This is a genomic window from Microbacterium sp. LWH10-1.2 (genome assembly GCF_038397765.1).
GTDB classification, from domain to species: domain Bacteria; phylum Actinomycetota; class Actinomycetes; order Actinomycetales; family Microbacteriaceae; genus Microbacterium; species Microbacterium natoriense.
Genome location: NZ_CP151638.1, coordinates 1,284,583 through 1,301,330, shown reverse-complemented (window position 1 = coordinate 1,301,330; position 16,748 = coordinate 1,284,583). Strand labels below are relative to the sequence as shown.

The following is a 16,748-nucleotide window of genomic DNA, read 5'->3' as shown; positions in this document are numbered from 1 at the left end:
GTCTGCGCATGGACATCATCCTCATCCCCGGTCTCTGGCTCGACGCGTCCAGTTGGAACGAGGTGGTCCCCGCCCTGGAAAGGGCGGGGCACCGCGTGCATCCTCTCACCATGCCCGGTGTCGGCGCACCGGCCTCCGAGTCCGCCGACATCGGCATCGCGGACTGGGTGGCAGCGGGCGTCGCAGCGGTCGATGCCGTGGACGGCCCCGTCGTGGTGGTCGGACACAGCGGAGGCGGCAACGTCGCGTGGGGCGTCGTCGATGCGCGGCCCGATGCGGTGTCTCGCGTCGTCTTCGTCGACACGGTACCGCCGCCGCCTGGCCAGGGGATCAGTGAGTTCGAGACGATCGACGGCGTCGTCCCCTTCCCCGGGTGGGACTTCTTCCCTCCCGAAGACGTCGACGATCTCGACGAGGCGACGAGGGCGCGCACGGCTCCCCTGGCGCTGAGCGTTCCGGCGCGGGTTCCGACCGATCCGATCGCGCTCTCCGCAGACGCCCGTTACCGCGTTCCCGCCACGCTCCTCATGGGAGGGCTCGACCAGGAGACCCTGGAGTCTCTGCTCGAGCAGTGGGGTCCGTACGCCGAGGAGTACCGCGCCATCGAAGACGCCGAGGTCGTGCGCATCGGATCAGGGCACTGGCCGCAGTTCTCCGCGCCGGAACGTCTCGCGGCGCTTATCGACGCCGCGGCGTCGAGATGAGGGTCAGTGCCCCATCCCGAGACCGCCATCGACGGGGATGACGGCGCCGGAGATGTAGCCGGACTCGTCGCTCGCCAGCCAGGTGACGACGCCGGCGACCTCGTCGGGCGTCGCGAAGCGCCCGGCGGGGATGCTCGCCTTGTACTGCTTCTGCGTCTCTTCGGGCAGCTCCGCCGTCATGTCGGTCTCGATGAAGCCCGGTGCGACGACGTTCGCCGTGATGCCGCGGCCGCCCAGCTCGCGGGTGAGTGAACGGGCGAACCCGACCAGGGCGCTCTTGGACGCCGAGTAGTTGATCTGGCCGGCCGAACCGTAGAGACCGACGACGCTGGAGATGAGGATGACGCGACCGAAGCGGGCGCGCAGCATTCCCTTCGAAGCCCGCTTGACGACGCGGAAGGAGCCGCCGAGATTGGTGGCGACCACGCTGTCGAAGTCGTCCTCGCTCATGCGGAGCAGCAGCGTGTCCTTGGTGATCCCGGCATTCGCGACGACGACCTCGACAGGACCGAGCTTCTCCTCGACCTCGGTGAAGGCGGCGTCGATCGCAGCGGCATCCGTCACGTCGGCTCGGACGGTGAGTGTGCCCTCAGGCCCCTCGCCGCTGCGGACGGTGACCGCGACGCGGTAGCCGTCGCGGACGAATCGCTCGGCGATCGCTCGTCCGATGCCGCGGTTGCCTCCGGTGACGAGGACGACGCGCTGAGAACTCATTTCCACTCCTGATCCGGCCGGCTGGGTCCGTGGCCTGGTCGACATCGATCCTATCGATGATGCCGTGTGCGACCGGGATGACGTTTGACAGAACAACACGCGACTGAAACGCTGAAGGCGACGAAAGGCTTCGACGTGAGCGACAACAGCATCCCCGGCCCTGCAGGCGAGCCGCAGCCGATCCAGCCTCCGGCAGCTCCGCCCGCTTCTCCGCCCCAGGCCTACCCGGCGGGCGCTCCCGGCCAGGCATACCCCGGCGCGGCTCCCGCCTATCCCCCGGCTCAGCCCCCGTACGGCGCCCCCGCCGCTCCGCAGCCGTACGCGGCTCCGGCAGCTCCGCCCGCGTACGGCGCACCCGCACCCCAGCAGCAGTATTACGCGTCGGTGCCCCCGACCCAGCCGGCCCCCGGGTATCCGTACGGCGCCCAGGGGTACGCGGCTCCCCGTCCTAACAGCGGACTCGCGCTCACGTCGCTGATCTGCGGCATCGGCGGACTCGTGCTGTTCTGGCTGTGGGCCCCCGTCGTCGCCTCCATCATCGCCGTCATCACCGGCCACATGGCTCTGAAGCAGATCAAGGGCAACCCCGCCCTCGGCGGCCGAGGCATGGCCATCGCGGGACTCATCACGGGTTACGCCGGCATCGGGCTCCTCGTCGCGCAGATCGCGATCGTCCTGTTCGCGTTCTTGTTCTTCGGCGCCTTCTCCCTGCCGTTCCTCGTCAACAGCTGATCCGCTGCGGCGAGCTCCACAGCCTCCCCGGCGGCGTAGGCTGGATGCATCGTGAAGAACAAGCGTCTGGTGCCCGCCGTCACCTCCCTGCCGCAGTCGCCGCGGGACGAGGCCGACCATCGCGTGCGCCGCTACGCGCTCACGATGACGATCCGCGTGGTGTGCTTCGGACTGATGGCGCTGGTCCAGCCCTACGGGTGGTACACCTGGGTGTTCGGGATCGCGGCTGCCGTCCTCCCCTACATCGCGGTCGTGTTCGCGAACGCGGGCAGCGACAGCACGGAGACGACCGCCGAATCGCCGGTGCAGGAGATCGAGGCGACTCGCCTATCGGAGACCGTCGAGACGCCGTCCGAGACGCACATCATCACGATCCACGAACGTCGGCAGGACGAGGAGTGACGGCACTGGAGTGCTCGCGCGCCGGCTGCCGGAGCGCGGCGACGAAGCAGGTCGTGTGGCGGAACCCGCGCATCCATGCGGCCGATCGCGAGAAGATCTGGCTCGCCTGCGACGACCACGCGGGATTCCTGCACGACTATCTCGCGGCAAGGGACTTCCCCGTGACGATCAGAGACGGAGTCCCCGCATGAGCCAGCGGATGCTGCGCTGGATGGTGTACGTGCTCATCGCGATCGGATTCGCGATCGCGTGCGTCTTCCTGTCGCACTGGCAGTTCGATCGCAATGCCTCCCGCACCGAGCAGATCGCCCTCGTCGAGCAGAACTACGAGGCCGATCCCGTGCCCCTGGACGATCTGATCGGATCCGACGGACGCTTCCACGCCGGCGACGAATGGCATCCGGTGACGCTGAACGGCTCGTATCTCGCCGACCAGCAGCTGCTCGTCCGCAACCGCCCGCACGGAGGGACGGTCGCCTTCGAGATCCTGGTGCCGTTCCAGACCGACGACGGCCGAGTCTTCATCGTCGATCGCGGGTGGGTCGCGCCCGGCGAGGGCGACACCCCGGACGCCGTTCCCGCACCGCCGCAGGGAGAGGTCGAGGTCGTCGTGCGGCTTCGACCGGGCGAGAGGCTCCCCGCGTCCGGCCGTGGAGCCGCCGAAGGCCAGGTGGCGACCATCCACCTGCCGACGGTGGCCGCGCTCGTCGGAGGCGACGATGTCGTGACCAGCGCTTACGGCCAGCTCGTCAGCGAGAAGCCGGCGGCCGCACCCCTCGGCACCTTCGACTCCCCCACCGACGACCCCGGCCCTCACCTGTCCTATGCGATCCAGTGGATCCTGTTCGCGATCATGGGCTTCATCTTCATCGGATACATCATCCGCACCGAGATCGTGAAGCACCGCGAAGAGGTCGAGGGCATCCCGGCGAAGGAGAAGCGCAGGCGCAGCCGCGACCGTGACGCCGACATCGAGGACGAACTGCTCGACGCCCGCTGACCCGTCAGCCGTCCCACGCACGGACCCGACGGACGATCGCCGTCTTCGGGTACTCGCCGGAGGGCGACGCCGTCTCGAACAGATCGATCAGCAGGAACAGCGGGTACTCCGGCGCCTGGTGGATTCTGCGGAGGACGACCCCCTCGCATCCGATGATCGTCTCCCCCGCTCCCCAGATGACGGTCCACGTATGCGGAAGACTCGCGTCGAAGGGCAGCGTCACCTCGGCCATGTCGGTGGTCATCCGCGGGTCGTGATGCGCCTTCACGCCGGAGCGAGCGACCGTGGACGCGCCGATCGCGTCCGCATCGATCTCGAAGACGCAGATCTCTCCCGAGTCATCGGCGGACAGATGCTCCGTTCCCACGAGCCAGGCCGCGAGCATGCAGCCGGGATCGTTGCTGGCGCTCACGGTGATGTCGATGCGGCCGTGATCCGGTGCGAACAGCAGCTTCATCGGCGTCTCGGTGCGCACGACGAGACCATCGGGGCGGTGACGGTGGGTCCCCCGCGCCGACCCCGGAGGGCCCGAGAACACGCCCGTCTGGAGATTCGATACCCGAAGAGGCGCGTCCTCAGCACGCCAGTCGAGTTGATCCGCCTCGATGCGCAGCTCCAGACCGTCGCGGCTGTTCGCGTACCTCGCCTCCGACCGCTCAGGAACGGTCCACTGCGGGAGATAGTGCGCGACCCAGCGGGCGGGATCGACGCCCGTGGAGAAATCGTCATCGAACACCGGGGGCGAGGATGGCTGATCCGGCAACCGGACGTCTGTTGTGCGCACGGCACATGGTCTCATCGACCGCAGACATTCAGCCGGCGAGCAGCGGGATCAGCTCCTCCAAGGCGGCGATGCGCGTCCGCTCTCCCGGTGCGACCTGGTGTCCGCCGTCGAAATGGACGAAGGATGCGCCGAGGGCGTCGGCGATCTCCCGGTCATGGTTGGTGTCGCCGACCATCAGCACCTCGTCGGCGTCGAGTCCCGACGAGGCGAGCCAGACCTGGATCGCATCGTGCTTGGATGCGCGGAACGGATCGTCAATGGACAGCACGGCCTCGAACTCATCGGCGATGCCGTGCGGCGCCATCTGCGCGCTCAGGACGTCGGTCAGGGTCGCCGAGGCGAGAACCTGCCGGTGTCCGAGTCCGGCGACGGCCGCGATCGTGCGGTGCGCACCGGCGTGCAGCGAGGCCTCCCCCGTGCGCCGCGCGAGGAGCTCGAGGTATCTCCGGGCAGCCGGTTCGAACTGCGCGCCGCGGATGCCCAGGTCGGCGTAGAAATCGCGGATCGGGAAGCGGAACGCGGAGCGGTAGGCCGAAGCATCCCCCAGCTCGTCGAGTCCGTGTTCCGACAGCACGCGGTTCATCACCTGTCGGCACAGGGCCGCGTCGTCGAGCAGCGTGCCGTTCCAGTCCCAGCAGACCGCGCGGACGCGCGTCAGTCCGTCCACGGCATCGGACGCTCGGGAAGACGGGAGCTGTCGTCCGGAAGGTGCGGCAGCTCCTCACCTCCGGCACGCACACAGAGCCAGCGCAGTTCGACTGGGCTGTCTGGACGTGCACGCCAGGTGCGGGCGACACCCTGCCCGACGCGGATGACGGTGCCTGGTCCGACCTCGACGACCTCGTCGTCCAGGCCCATCTGACCTCGCCCGCCGAGGAAGACGTAGACCTCCTCGACCTTCCGGTGCACGTGCCAGTACCCGGCCTCCTCGCCCGGCAGGAGCGCATTGGCCGTCATCCCGATGAATTGCATCGTGAGCTCGTGATCGACGACGCGACGACCGTCACGGGACCGCGCCTCGTCGAACCCGCCGAAGTGCCCCCGCCACTCGTCGAGCGCGCCGATCTCCGTCACCTGATATCCGGTCATCGTCCGTCCTCCGTTCCTGCGCCGCTGCGGCTCCAGCCCGCGGCATCCCTCGTGTACACGATTCTCGCGTGACGCCGATCGCCTGACCCCTGCCAGAACTCGATACGGTCGGGGATGAGACGCCACAGCACCCAGTCGCCTGCGGCCACCCCATCGCGTGCGGCGGCGGAGCGCGCAGCGAGGTCAGCGGCGCTCTCTTCGGGACTCGCCTCCTCGACGCGTCCGCGGACGCGGACGGCACGGACCTGCGGCTGCCACCAGAAGTTCAACGCCGCGACCGGACGCGCCGCCAGCTGCTCGCCCTTCGCCGAGGAGCGCGGACCCGCGAAGGCCCAGCCCTGCGGGGACACGTCCTTCAGGATGAGGGTGCGCGCATCGGGCATCCCCTCGGCGTCCACGGTCGCGAGCGTCATCGCGTGCGGCTCCGGAACCCCTGCCGCCACGGCGCGCTCGAGCCACTCGAGGAACAGCGCGACCGGGTCGGTCGGGAGAGCATCCGGCGCGAGGACCGGAGCACGTCCGGTCAGCGAGGCCAGCGCACGCAAACGGTCGACGACGGGGGCGGGAGATTCCTTCGGCACGCCCCCAGACTACGACCGAGCGCCGACAGAGCACCCCGCGCGGTCGACGACGGGTCAGGTCACGCGAGCTCGATGAGGTCCTGGTACTCCTGGCTCCAGATGTCCTCGACGCCGTCGGGCAGGATCAGCACGCGCTCGGGGTTCAGCGACTGCACGGCGCCGGGGTCGTGCGAGACGAGCACCACGGCGCCCTCGTAGTGCGCGAGCGCACCGAGGATCTCCTCGCGGGAGGCCGGGTCGAGGTTGTTCGTCGGCTCGTCGAGCAGCAGCAGGTTCGCCGACGACACGACCAGGGTCGCGAGCGACAGTCGCGTCTTCTCGCCACCGGAGAGCACGCCGGCCGGCTTCAGCACGTCATCGCCCGTGAAGAGGAACGAGCCGAGGACCTTGCGCGCCTCGGTCTCGGTGATGTGCGGAGCGGCCGAGACCATGTTCTCGAGCACCGAACGGCTCACATCGAGGTTCTCGTGCTCCTGGGCGTAGTAGCCGACCTTCAGCCCGTGGCCTGGTTCGAGCTGCCCGGTGTCGGGCTGGTCCACGCCCGCGAGCATCCGCAGCAGCGTGGTCTTGCCCGCGCCGTTCAGGCCGAGGACGACGACCTTGGATCCGCGGTCGATCGCGAGGTCGACGTCGGTGAAGATCTCCAGCGAGCCGTACGACTTCGACAGACCGCTCGCCATCATCGGCGTCTTGCCGCAGGGCGCCGGCTTCGGGAACCGGAGCTTGGCGACGCGGTCCTCCTGGCGCACCTCGTCCAGACCGGCGAGCAGCTTCTCGGCGCGTGCGATCATCTGGTGAGCGGCGGCGGCCTTGGAGGCCTTGGCGCCGAAGCGCGCGGCCTGCTGCTGCAGGGTCGTCGCCTTCTTCTCCGCGTTCGCGCGCTCCTTCTTGCGACGCTCCTCGTCGGCGGCGCGCTGACGGAGGTAGTTCTTCCAGTTCATGTTGTACGCGTCGATGACCTGACGGTTGGCATCGAGGTAGAACACGCGGTTCACGGTCTCGCCGACGAGCTCGACGTCGTGGCTGATGACGATCAGGCCGCCCTTGTAGTTCTTCAGGAACTCGCGGAGCCACACGACACTGTCGGCGTCGAGGTGGTTGGTGGGCTCGTCGAGGATCATCGTCTCAGCATCCGAGAAGAGGATCCGCGCGAGCTCGATGCGGCGGCGCTGACCGCCGGACAGGGTCTTGAGGGGCTGATCGAGGATCCGGTCGGGGAGCGAGAGGTTGTTCGCGATGGACGCCGCCTCGGCCTCGGCCGCGTAGCCGCCCTGCCCCTCGAACTCCTCGGTGAGCCTGGCGTAGCGCTTCATCGCCTTCTCGGCGACGGCCGGGTCGTCCGAGCCCATCGCGACCGTGGCCTCGGCCATGCCGAGCGCCAGCGTCCCGAGGCCGCGAGCGTCGAGGATGCGCGTGCGGGCGAGCATCTCCGGGTCGCCCGAGCGGGGGTCCTGCGGCAGATAGCCGAGCTCGCCCGAGCGCGTGACGCTGCCGCCGGACGGGAGCACGTCTCCGGCGAGCACCTTCGTCAGAGTGGTCTTGCCGGCGCCGTTGCGCCCGACCAGACCGATCTTGTCTCCATCGGAGACGCGGAACGAGACATTCTCCATGAGCAGGCGTGCGCCAACGCGGATTTCGAGTTCGTGCACGGCAAGCACAGCGGGATGTCCGTTCGTTCGGGGTGGGAGGCGGCCGATGGGCCAGCCTCCCAGTATAAACCGGCACGCTCATCGAGCATTCCCAGGAAGATCACCCCACAGGGTGACGAGGACGATACCGCGGGTGGATGCCGTCCGATGCGCCCGCTTCCTAGCGTGGAGGGGTGGACGTCATCAACGAGATCATCATGCAGACCGTCGCCTCTCCCTGGCTCTACGTCGTGCTCTTCGCCGTGACGATCATCGACGGCTTCTTCCCACCGGTGCCCAGCGAGACCGTGCTCGTCGCCGCGGCGGCGATCGCCGCCTCCTCCGGCCAGGTCGTGACCCTGTGCGCCCTCGGCGTCATCGCGGCCGTCGGAGCGGCGATCGGCGACAACATCGCCTTCGCGATCGGGCGTCGCGTCGGCACCACCCGCTTCGCCTGGATGAGACGACCGCGCATCCAGGCCGCCTTCACCCACGCCCAGCGCGCGCTGGACCGACGCAGCGCCGCGCTCATCCTCGGGGCGCGCTACATCCCGGTCGGCCGGGTCGCGGTCAACATGTCGGCGGGGGCGCTCGGGTTCCCGTGGCGTCGCTTCGTGCCGCTCAGCATCGTCGCCGGCATCAGCTGGAGCGCCCTGAGCATCGCGATCGGGCTGTTGGCGGGGGCCTGGATCAAGGACCAGCCGCTCCTCAGCGCGGTCATCGGAGTCGCCGTGGCGCTGTCGATCGGGATCGTGATCGACAGGATCGCCTCGTCACGGCGTCGCCGCGAAAGCGCTCTGCAGCTGGCAGGATGACAGCATGGCCCGCCGCCTCCGTCTCCCCCGCATCAGTGCGCGCACCGGCGCGCTGATCGGCGTGTCCGCGGCGTCGGTCGCGCTGTTCGCCGTCCTGGTCTCCCTGCACGCGACGATCTACGGCACCCTGCTGCCGCTGGTGTTCATCCTCGGGGCCGCGATCTGCGCCGCCCCTCTTCTCTCGCTGACCCGCCCCCTGACCGCGATCGCGATGTTCTGCGGCGGCGCGTTCGCACTCCCCCTGCTGGTCTCCGCGTCGGGCGGACCCGCGGCTCCCTGGCCGTGGTCGGTGCCCGCCATGCTCGCCTTCGTGCTGTTCGTCGGCGTCGTGACCTTCCGTCACGGCGCCCGCATCGGCGCCTACCCGCTCGTGATCGGCATGATCGGTTCCCTCGCGGTTCCCCTGCTCCGCCCCGACGTCCACGCGGGCAATGCCGCGACCGCGAATCTGATCGTGACGGCATCCGTCGCCTGCGGCGGCTACCTGATCGCGATGCTCGCGGCCGGCAGGCTGCACGTCGCTCAGGAGCTGTCGCGCGAGAGGGAGCACTCGGCCCTCGAGCAGTCGCGCCGGGCGCTCATGGAGGAGCGCACGCGCATCGCCAGGGAGCTGCACGACGTCATCGCGCACAGCATGTCGGTGATCCAGGTGCAGGCCTCGACGGCCCGCTACCGCCTGCCGGGCATCGGCGCGGAGGCGACCACGGAGTTCGAGAGCATCGCAGCGACGGCCCGCACCTCGCTGATGGAGATGAGAAGGATGCTCGGCGTGCTGCGCACCGAGGATCAGAGCGCCGAGCTCGCTCCGCAGCACGACATCGAGGACATCCCCGGGCTGGTCGACAGCATCCGTCGGGCCGGGGTCACCGTGGGACTGGAGATCACCGGGGCGACGTCCACGGCCCCGGTGGCGGTGCAGATCGCCGCCTACCGCATCGTGCAGGAGGGACTGAGCAACGCCGTCAGGCACAGCCCGGGCGCCCCCATCGCGGTGCGGTTGCAGACAGACCACGGCGCGCTCCGCATCCGCGTCTCCAACCCGGCGGCACGCGCCGAGGGCCCTGCCGGCACCGGACACGGTCTGCGCGGCATGCGCGAGCGCGCGGAGCTCCTCGGCGGTTCCCTCACCGCAGGTCATCAGGACGACGGCAGCTGGTCCGTCATCGCCGAGCTGCCCCTCGACCTCGCACAGGAGACCCCATGACGATCAACGTCCTCATCGCCGACGACCAGGCCATGGTCCGGGCGGGGTTCGCCGCGCTCCTCGACGCCCACGATGGCATCCGGGTCGCCGGGCAGGCCGCCAACGGCGCGGAGGCGGTCGCGATGTCGGCCCGGCTCGACCCCGACGTCATCCTGATGGACGTGCGGATGCCGGAGCTCGACGGCATCGAGGCGACCCGTCGCATCCTCGGTCCCGGCTATCCCGCAGCTCACGTTCCGCGCATCCTGATGCTGACCACGTTCGACATCGACGACTACGTGTACGACGCCCTCGAGGCCGGGGCGAGCGGGTTCCTGTTGAAGGACGCTCTGCCCGAGGAGCTCGTGCACGCCGTACGCGTCGTGGCAGGGGGCGACGCGCTGCTGGCCCCGAGCGTGACCCGGCGGCTGATCGAGCAGTTCTCCAGCCGCAGGCCGCGCGCTCCCCGCGCCGCCACGGCTCTCTCCGACCTGACCGACCGCGAGCGCGAGGTGCTCGTGCTGATCGGTCGAGGGCGCTCCAACAGCGAGATCGCGGCCGACCTCTTCATCGCGGAGCAGACCGTCAAGACCCACGTCGGCAAGGTGCTCGCCAAGCTCGGGCTGCGTGACCGCGTGCACGCCGTCATCCTCGCGTACGACGCGGGCCTCGTCGAGCCCGCGTCCTGACGTCCGTCACTCCGCTGTCTCACCCCACGGTAGGGGGCGAGAACGGCACCGCGGGGTGATGCCTCGCCACTCGCCGGCTCCATAGTCTCCTGGGACACCGCTCCCGAGGAGGACCCATGAGCACCGTTCAGACACCGCCCGCCGTCGCATCGTCGGCCGTATCGCGGAGCACCCGCGACACGGGGATCGATCTGCTCCGCGCGCTGTGCGTGACCGGGGTCGTGCTGCTCCACTCGATCATGGTGGGTGTGACGGTCTCCGGAACGGACCCCGTATTCGCGAACGCCGCGGAAGGCTCCTGGTGGATCGTCCCGGTGAGCTGGATGCTGCAGGTGATGCCGCTCTTCTTCATCATCGGCGGATTCGCCGGCGTCATCGCCTACCGCAGGCAGCGCGAGCGCGGAGGAACCGCCACGGCCTTCGTCGCCGCCAGGGTGCACCGCCTCCTGCGCCCCGCCGTGTTCGCGATCGGCCTGGTCGGTGCGGCTCTCGCGGTGCTCGCTCTCTCGGGCGTGCCCGCCGATCTCATCGCGATCGCCGGATTCCGCTACGGGCAGCCGCTGTGGTTCCTCGGCGTCTTCCTGCTCTGCCAGGCGCTGCTGCCCGCGCTGTCGGCCGCCCATGACCGGGCTCCGCTGCGCACCCTCGGCGCGCTCGTCGCCGCGGCCCTCGTCGTGGACGGCATCCGCGCGGCGACCGGCATCGACGGCATCGGATTCGTGAACCTCGCCTTCGTGTGGATGGCTCTGCAGCAGCTCGGGCTCTTCTTCGCCGACGGCTCGATCGATGCCCTGAGCCGTCGCGTCCGGAAGGGCGTCGCCGTCGGCGCCGCCGCGCTCCTGGTCCTCTCCTTCGCGACCGGGGTGTATTCCCCCGACCTCATCGCGAACATCAACCCGCCCACGGGCGCCCTCCTGCTCGTCGGCGCGGTGCACCTCAGCCTCGTCTCCCTGTTCCGCGATCGCATCTCGGCGTTCAGCCGTGGGGCGCGCGCGGCCGCGTTCAGCTCCTTCGTGAACGGACGCACCATGACGATCTACCTGTGGCACATGCCCGTGCTGCTCGTGATGGCCGGGGCCTCGGCGATGGTCGCCCTGGGCACCGGAATGGCGCTCCCCGAACCGAGCAGCACCCTCTGGTGGCTCGGACGGCCGCTCTGGCTCGCCACCGCTCTGGCGCTCACGGCGCTGGTCGCGCTCGCCCTCACGCGGTTCGAGACCGCAGCGGCGCCCTCTCCCTCGATCTCGAGGCGCGGAGTCGCCGCCGCGACGCTGATCGGTCTGTGCGGGGTCGTGCTCCTGCTCGTCGCGGGGACCTCCGTCCTGACCGCGGCCATCGCGGTGGGCGCGCTGCTGATCGCGCTGCGTCTCGCCCGCGCTGCTCAGCCGAGCCCGCGCGCCGCCAGCGCATCGCCCACATCGTCGGCATGGCGCAGCGTCCGCACCATGAGCGGAACGATCCAGCGGATGCCGAGTCTCGCCCCCCGCGCGCGCTGAGCCTCGCGCACCTGATCGGCGAAACCCGCGACGACGGGGACCAAGGTGATCGCCAGCGACACCGTCATCGCCACGGCCTCGACGTCCACTCCGCAGCGACGGAGCGGCCGGAGCACCGCATGGAGCACCGCCAGCAGCTCCCCCATCCTCGTCGTCAGGGTGAGCAGCCCGGCCAGCAGCACCAGCGCGACGACACGTCCGGTGTTGATCCAGGCGGTGAGCGGACCGACGAAGATCCACAGCGCGGCGCCCAGCACGAGCACGATCCACCGGAGGCGCCAGAGCTCGGCGGCAGGCACGATCGGCGGGAACCGCGCGAGTCCGTACAGGGAGAACACCGCCGCCAGAGCGACCCCGATGATCCACGGGTCCGGAGGGGCGAGGGACAGCGCGACGGCGGTCACAGCGAGCACGGCGAGCTTCACCGCTGCGGGGAGCCGGTGCACGGCACTCGTGCCAGGGCGATAGAGCTGGATCATCCGCACATCCGCCGATACGTCGGGATGAGCTCGTCAGGATCGCCCACGTCCACCAGGCGGCCGTCGGCGAAGAGCACCGCCGCATCGCATCGCCCCGCGAGCTCGAGGTCGTGGGTGACGACGACCACCTGAGCCTCCAGGGACAGCAGCAGATCGCCGACACGGCGCGCGTTGCGCAGATCGAGCAAGGTCGTCGGCTCATCGGCCACCACGAGCGACGGCTCGGTGATCAGCACCGAAGCGAGGGCCAGCAGCTGCTTCTGCCCTCCCGACAGCGCCGATGCGGGAACGTCGGCGTGACCGGCGAGCCCGTGCTCGGCCAGCGCCTCCGCCACCCGACGGTCGATCTCGGCCCGAGGAAGGCCGCGGAGCGACAGCGCCACATCCTCGGCGGGTGTCGGCATCAGGATCTGCGCCTGCGGATCGGTGAACACGAAGCCGACTCGGCGGCGGAGCGCCGCGCGGTCGCGCGAGGAGTCGAGGCCGTGCACCGACACCCGCCCCGTCGACGGGGAGACGAGTCCGTTCAGCAGCCGGGCGAAGGTCGACTTGCCTGAGCCGTTCGCCCCGATCACCGCGATCCGCGGCGCGTCCATCGCGAGGCTGACCTCCGAGAGGATGCACCGGCCGTCGCGCTCGACCGAGACTCGGTCGAGCGCGATGGTTCGCAGATCGGTCTCAGGCTGCACGCGCCCGCGTCCGCTCGAGCCGGATGGAGCCGCCGAAGGCCGGCGGGTATGCCTTGGCCAGCGCCAGGGTCAAGGCGGTGGCCGCGGCCGCCTTCAGCAGATCCCCGGGGAGGAAGACCACCGTCGATGCCGCCGTGGGGAGAAGATCGACGCCGAGCACGAGCGACTGCACGGGGATGCCGAACAGGTAGACCACGAGGATGCCGCCGACGACCGTGCCGATGGCTGTGCGCCACCAGGTCAGCCGTCCGCTGCGGACGATGAGGCCGATCACGATGACGCCGAAGATCCAGCCCAGCATGTAGCCGGCGGTCGGCCCCACTAACACGCCGAGGCCTCCCCGCCCGCCCGCGAGCACGGGGAGTCCGATCGCTGCGAGCACCAGGACCAGGAGCACGGCGAGCGGTCCTTTGCGGGGTCCGAGCACCGTGCCGGCCAGCATGACTCCCAGGGTCTGCGCGGTGATCGGGACTCCGGCGGGCAGCGGGATCGTGACCGTTCCGAGGACGATGATGAGCGCGGCGAAGATCGCGATACGTGCGAGATCACGGCCGAGATCGCGGGGGGCGTCGGTCATGGGTTTCCTTCCGTCGAGGTTCAGGGGTCTCGGTCGGGTGCCGATCCGCTTCCTGAACACTGTTCACTTGAACGGTGTTCACTATAGTGGGGTCATGAGTCCCGACCACAACTCCGTCCGTCACGACCGCGATGGGGTCGCCAGTGCAGCGCTCGCCCTGCTCGACGAGGTCGGGCTCGCCGATCTGTCGATGAGACGCATCGCCGGGCGGCTGGACGTCCAGCCGAGCGCGCTGTACTGGCACTTCCAGAGCAAGCAGGAGCTCCTCGCGGTCCTCGCCGACCGCATCACGGCCGGGATCCCCCGCGACGACGCCGACGTGCTCACGATCGCGCGGAGCATCCGCGACGCGCTCTTCGCATACCGCGACGGCGCCGAACTGGTGCTCAGCACCTATGCGCTGCGCCTGGGATCCTCCTACGCGCAGACGGCCCTCGAAGAGGCTCTCGGCGGCCTGCCCGATGCGCAGGATCGGGCCACCGCCATCCTGCACTTCGTGCTCGGCCACTCCACGCTCGTGCAGCAGCGCTTGCACGCCGACAGTCACGGCGCGGCGAACACGGGCGACGAGATCGACGTCACGGCCGGACTCGACCTCGTCTTCGACCTCGGCGTGCGTGCACTCGCCGGAGAGGTCAGCGCAGCGGCGTCTCCGCCGCGTGACCGAGTCTGAGACCGGGCACCACGGCCACCACCGCCAGCGCGATCCCGAAGACGAACACCGCGCCGAAGGCGCCGGCGCCCCCGCCCAGCGTCGCAACGCCCAATCCGGCGAGGGCGATCGCGACGGCGGAACCGGTCGAGTCCGCGATCGACAGCGCCGAGGAGTTGAAACCCTGGTTGGTCTCGTCGGAGTACGCGAGCGTCAAGACCGTGAGGCGCGGATAGAGGAGCCCCATGCCGCCGCCCGCGAAGCCCCATCCGACGATCACGAGAACCGGTGAGAGGCCGAGCAGCGCGGCCGAGAGCACGCACAGCAGCGCCAGCACGATGAGCCCGGTGCTGATCACCGCGATCCTGCGATTTCCGAGCCGCTCCCCGAACCGGCCCTGCAGCTCAGAGGCTCCAGCCCACGCGAACGCCGAGAGCATGAGGCCGACGCCAGCCCAGGTCGCCGTGAACCCGAAGCGCTCCATGAGCAGGTACGGCACATACGCCTCGGAGGCGAAGAACGCTCCGGAGGCGATCCCGCGCATCAGGACGACGCTGGGCAGTCCGTGCCGCGACCGCAACGTGCCCCGCGGCAGCAGCGGCAGCACCGCGAAACCGATCAGCAGGACCGCGCCCGCTGCGACCGGCCAGCCGATGCCCGGCTCCATCTCGGCAGCGAATCCGACGAGAACGGCGAGCACGGCGACGACGACGGCGAGCAGGAGCCGAGTGACGAGCGCCCGTCGATCCTGCGGCTCACCGTGGCCGAGGTCGACTCCGCGCAGACGGACCGCGATGGTCAGGAAAGCCGCAGCGGTGAGCACGGCCACTCCGAGGAACGTCCAGCGCCAGTCGACGTACTCCGCGACGGCGCCGGCCAGGAACGGACCGATCATCGACGGCACGACCCAGGCCGCCGCGAAGGCCGCGAACACCTTGCCGTGCAGCTGCGACGGATAGAGCCGCGCGACCACGACGTAGAGCGCGACGGTCTGGCCACCGGTGCCGAGCCCCTGCACGAGCCGCCCGATCAGGAACTGGTGCATCGTGACGGCGAAGCCCGAGATCAACAGCCCCAGGATGAACAGCGAGACCGCGACGTAGAGGGCGCCTCGCGGACCCCGCGCATCAGACCAGGCGCCCGCGGCGACCATGCCGATCACGCTCGTCGCCAGCGTGCCGGCGAACGCGACCGCGTACAGCGACTGGCCGTCGAGCGCGTCGCTCACGACCGGCATCACCGTCGTCACGGCGAGAGCCTCGATGGCCCCGAGGAAGATCAGTGCGATGGCGCCGACGGTGACCCAGATGCGTTCGCGGTCCCAGATCGAAGCGGCGGTCGCGGTCTCCGTCATCGGCCCACGAGCGCGGCGATGCGCTCGACGGCCTCGGTGAGGATCTCGGGATTCGTGCCGAAGTTCAACCTCACGAACCCCTCCCCCTCTGCACCGAAGGTCGATCCGGCGTTCAACGCCACCTTCGCGTCCTTGAGGATGCGGCGGGCGGGGCTGTCGCCGAGTCCGAGGCGGGAGACGTCGATCCACGCCAGGTAGCCCGCATCGGGGATGCGATAGCGGGCGCCGGGCAGGAGCCGTGCGAGGAGGTCCTCCAGCAGCACCCGATTGCGATCGAGGGTGCGCACGAGACCGTCGAGCCACTCGTCGCTCTCCTCGCCGAACGCGGCGACGGCGGCGAGGAGACCCAGCTGCCCTGTGCGCCAGACGACCTCGACCGGCAGAGAGCGGAGCACAGCCGTCGTCGCGTCGTCGGCGGTGACCATCAGCGCGCACTTGAGGCCCGCCAGGTTGAAGGCCTTGCTGGCGCTGACGACCGCGTAGCCGACGCGCTGGGCGACCGGACTCACCGAGAGGAACGGCGTGAACCCGGTGCCGGGCTGCGCGAGCAGCGCATGGATCTCATCCGACACCACCGCGGCGTCGAACTCGTCCGCGAGGTCCGCGAGCGCGGCCAGCGCGTCGCGGTCGTGCACGGTACCGGTCGGGTTGTGCGGGTTGCACAGCAGGATCGCCCGCGCGCCGTCTTCGAAAGCAGAGCGGATGCCGTCGAGGTCGAGCTCCCAGGCGGTGCCGGTGTCGCGGAGCGGCACCCGTTCCACCTCGGCTCCCGCTTCCTCCACGAGGTCGTAGAACGGCGGGTAGACGGGCGGCGTCACGATCACGCGCTCGCCCGGCTGCACGACGCGACGGAGGATCTCGACGATCCCCATGCTGACATCGGCCGTGGACCGCAGGCGCGCCGGGTCCACCTCCCAGTCGAAGCGGCGCTTCGCGAACGCGGCATACGTCTCGGCCAGCGGGCCCCGCGACGCGATGTACCCGGTGTCGCCCGTCTCGATCGCGCGCCGCAGCGCCGCCTGCACCGTCGGCGCCAGCGGGAAGTCGGTCTCCGCCACGAACAGCGGCAGGACGTCGGCGGGATACTCCCGCCACTTCTCGCTGGTGCGCTCACGGAGCTCGCTCAACGGCAGCGCTTCGACCTCGACCATGTTCCTCCGGGCTTCCCCTCGCTGGTGCG

The 16,748-nt window shown here is 70.0% G+C and carries 21 protein-coding genes; 10 read left to right on the top strand and 11 right to left on the bottom strand.

The features are described from left to right. Positions 1-8: 8 nt before the first annotated feature. The gene (locus MRBLWH10_RS06200; protein ID WP_341942025.1) at positions 9-704 is read left to right on the top strand and encodes an alpha/beta fold hydrolase; all 696 of its coding nucleotides are present in this window, start codon (positions 9-11) and stop codon (positions 702-704) included. Between the two features lie 3 nt (positions 705-707). Here the strand turns inward: MRBLWH10_RS06200 and MRBLWH10_RS06195 are convergent, their stop codons facing one another. Further along, a complete protein-coding gene (locus MRBLWH10_RS06195) occupies positions 708-1,418 on the bottom strand; it encodes a beta-ketoacyl-ACP reductase (protein WP_341942024.1) in 711 nt (236 codons plus the stop codon). A 135-nt stretch (positions 1,419-1,553) separates the two neighbouring features. Between MRBLWH10_RS06195 and MRBLWH10_RS06190 the strand changes: the two genes are divergently transcribed. Genes MRBLWH10_RS06190 through MRBLWH10_RS06175 form a run of 4 tightly spaced genes read left to right on the top strand, consistent with a single transcriptional unit; the run spans position 1,554 to position 3,552 of the window. Then, a complete protein-coding gene (locus MRBLWH10_RS06190; RefSeq protein WP_341942023.1) occupies positions 1,554-2,150 on the top strand; it encodes a DUF4190 domain-containing protein in 597 nt (198 codons plus the stop codon). Positions 2,151-2,201: 51 nt separating this feature from the next. Beyond that, positions 2,202-2,552: a DUF3099 domain-containing protein gene (locus tag MRBLWH10_RS06185; RefSeq protein ID WP_341942022.1), complete on the top strand. Its 351-nt coding sequence runs from the start codon at positions 2,202-2,204 to the stop codon at positions 2,550-2,552. Beyond that, positions 2,549-2,743: a hypothetical protein gene (locus tag MRBLWH10_RS06180; RefSeq protein ID WP_105673006.1), complete on the top strand. Its 195-nt coding sequence runs from the start codon at positions 2,549-2,551 to the stop codon at positions 2,741-2,743. Before MRBLWH10_RS06185 ends, MRBLWH10_RS06180 begins: the two co-directional genes overlap by 4 nt. Further along, positions 2,740-3,552, top strand: coding sequence for an SURF1 family protein (locus MRBLWH10_RS06175; RefSeq protein WP_341942021.1), 813 nt, complete (start codon positions 2,740-2,742; stop codon positions 3,550-3,552). The genes MRBLWH10_RS06180 and MRBLWH10_RS06175 overlap by 4 nt, the downstream gene beginning before the upstream one ends. Positions 3,553-3,556: 4 nt before the next feature. Here MRBLWH10_RS06175 and MRBLWH10_RS06170 read toward each other — a convergent pair whose 3' ends face one another. The 5 genes from MRBLWH10_RS06170 to MRBLWH10_RS06150 all read right to left on the bottom strand — a co-directional run bounded on the left by MRBLWH10_RS06170 (position 3,557) and on the right by MRBLWH10_RS06150 (position 7,664). Then, entirely contained in the window at positions 3,557-4,288 is a 732-nt protein-coding gene (locus tag MRBLWH10_RS06170; RefSeq protein ID WP_341942020.1) for a hypothetical protein, read from the bottom strand. 76 nt (positions 4,289-4,364) lie between these two features. After that, positions 4,365-5,003 carry an HAD hydrolase-like protein gene (locus tag MRBLWH10_RS06165; RefSeq protein ID WP_341942019.1) on the bottom strand — a complete coding sequence of 213 codons (639 nt, stop codon included), beginning with the start codon at positions 5,001-5,003 and terminating at the stop codon, positions 4,365-4,367. Further along, the gene (locus MRBLWH10_RS06160) at positions 4,991-5,425 is read right to left on the bottom strand and encodes a cupin domain-containing protein (protein ID WP_341942018.1); all 435 of its coding nucleotides are present in this window, start codon (positions 5,423-5,425) and stop codon (positions 4,991-4,993) included. The genes MRBLWH10_RS06165 and MRBLWH10_RS06160 overlap by 13 nt, the downstream gene beginning before the upstream one ends. Beyond that, complete coding sequence (locus tag MRBLWH10_RS06155) at positions 5,422-6,006, bottom strand: pyridoxamine 5'-phosphate oxidase family protein (RefSeq protein WP_341942017.1); 585 nt, start codon at positions 6,004-6,006, stop codon at positions 5,422-5,424. Before MRBLWH10_RS06155 ends, MRBLWH10_RS06160 begins: the two co-directional genes overlap by 4 nt. Positions 6,007-6,065: 59 nt before the next feature. Further along, on the bottom strand, positions 6,066-7,664 hold the full coding sequence (locus MRBLWH10_RS06150) for an ABC-F family ATP-binding cassette domain-containing protein (RefSeq protein WP_105673000.1): 1,599 nt from the start codon (positions 7,662-7,664) through the stop codon (positions 6,066-6,068). Positions 7,665-7,828: 164 nt separating this feature from the next. Here MRBLWH10_RS06150 and MRBLWH10_RS06145 point away from each other — a divergent pair, with 164 nt between their 5' ends. The 4 genes from MRBLWH10_RS06145 (at position 7,829) to MRBLWH10_RS06130 (ending at position 11,817) form a co-directional block, all read left to right on the top strand. After that, positions 7,829-8,449 (top strand): DedA family protein, encoded by a 621-nt coding sequence (locus tag MRBLWH10_RS06145; protein ID WP_341942015.1) that lies wholly within the window; start codon positions 7,829-7,831, stop codon positions 8,447-8,449. A 4-nt stretch (positions 8,450-8,453) separates the two neighbouring features. Beyond that, a complete protein-coding gene (locus MRBLWH10_RS06140; RefSeq protein WP_341942014.1) occupies positions 8,454-9,653 on the top strand; it encodes a histidine kinase in 1,200 nt (399 codons plus the stop codon). Beyond that, positions 9,650-10,321, top strand: coding sequence for a response regulator transcription factor (locus MRBLWH10_RS06135; RefSeq protein ID WP_105672997.1), 672 nt, complete (start codon positions 9,650-9,652; stop codon positions 10,319-10,321). The genes MRBLWH10_RS06140 and MRBLWH10_RS06135 overlap by 4 nt, the downstream gene beginning before the upstream one ends. A gap of 116 nt (positions 10,322-10,437) precedes the next feature. Further along, positions 10,438-11,817 carry an acyltransferase gene (locus MRBLWH10_RS06130; RefSeq protein WP_341942013.1) on the top strand — a complete coding sequence of 460 codons (1,380 nt, stop codon included), beginning with the start codon at positions 10,438-10,440 and terminating at the stop codon, positions 11,815-11,817. Here the strand turns inward: MRBLWH10_RS06130 and MRBLWH10_RS06125 are convergent. Genes MRBLWH10_RS06125 through MRBLWH10_RS06115 form a run of 3 tightly spaced genes read right to left on the bottom strand, consistent with a single transcriptional unit; the run spans position 11,703 to position 13,562 of the window. Next, positions 11,703-12,296 (bottom strand): energy-coupling factor transporter transmembrane protein EcfT, encoded by a 594-nt coding sequence (locus tag MRBLWH10_RS06125; protein WP_341942012.1) that lies wholly within the window; start codon positions 12,294-12,296, stop codon positions 11,703-11,705. The genes MRBLWH10_RS06130 and MRBLWH10_RS06125 overlap by 115 nt on opposite strands. Further along, positions 12,293-12,985: an ABC transporter ATP-binding protein gene (locus MRBLWH10_RS06120; RefSeq protein WP_341942011.1), complete on the bottom strand. Its 693-nt coding sequence runs from the start codon at positions 12,983-12,985 to the stop codon at positions 12,293-12,295. The genes MRBLWH10_RS06125 and MRBLWH10_RS06120 overlap by 4 nt, the downstream gene beginning before the upstream one ends. Beyond that, positions 12,975-13,562, bottom strand: coding sequence for a biotin transporter BioY (locus tag MRBLWH10_RS06115; RefSeq protein WP_341942010.1), 588 nt, complete (start codon positions 13,560-13,562; stop codon positions 12,975-12,977). Before MRBLWH10_RS06115 ends, MRBLWH10_RS06120 begins: the two co-directional genes overlap by 11 nt. A gap of 94 nt (positions 13,563-13,656) precedes the next feature. Here MRBLWH10_RS06115 and MRBLWH10_RS06110 point away from each other — a divergent pair, with 94 nt between their 5' ends. Then, positions 13,657-14,235: a TetR family transcriptional regulator gene (locus MRBLWH10_RS06110; RefSeq protein WP_341942009.1), complete on the top strand. Its 579-nt coding sequence runs from the start codon at positions 13,657-13,659 to the stop codon at positions 14,233-14,235. On the opposite strand, the gene MRBLWH10_RS06105 is transcribed toward MRBLWH10_RS06110, so the two are convergent. Together MRBLWH10_RS06105 and MRBLWH10_RS06100 are read right to left on the bottom strand one after the other, a co-directional pair. Further along, complete coding sequence (locus MRBLWH10_RS06105; protein ID WP_341942008.1) at positions 14,198-15,568, bottom strand: MFS transporter; 1,371 nt, start codon at positions 15,566-15,568, stop codon at positions 14,198-14,200. The two genes, MRBLWH10_RS06110 and MRBLWH10_RS06105, sit on opposite strands and share 38 nt — an antisense overlap. Then, the gene (locus MRBLWH10_RS06100; protein WP_341942007.1) at positions 15,565-16,719 is read right to left on the bottom strand and encodes an aminotransferase class I/II-fold pyridoxal phosphate-dependent enzyme; all 1,155 of its coding nucleotides are present in this window, start codon (positions 16,717-16,719) and stop codon (positions 15,565-15,567) included. Before MRBLWH10_RS06100 ends, MRBLWH10_RS06105 begins: the two co-directional genes overlap by 4 nt. Between the last annotated feature and the right edge of the window lie 29 nt (positions 16,720-16,748).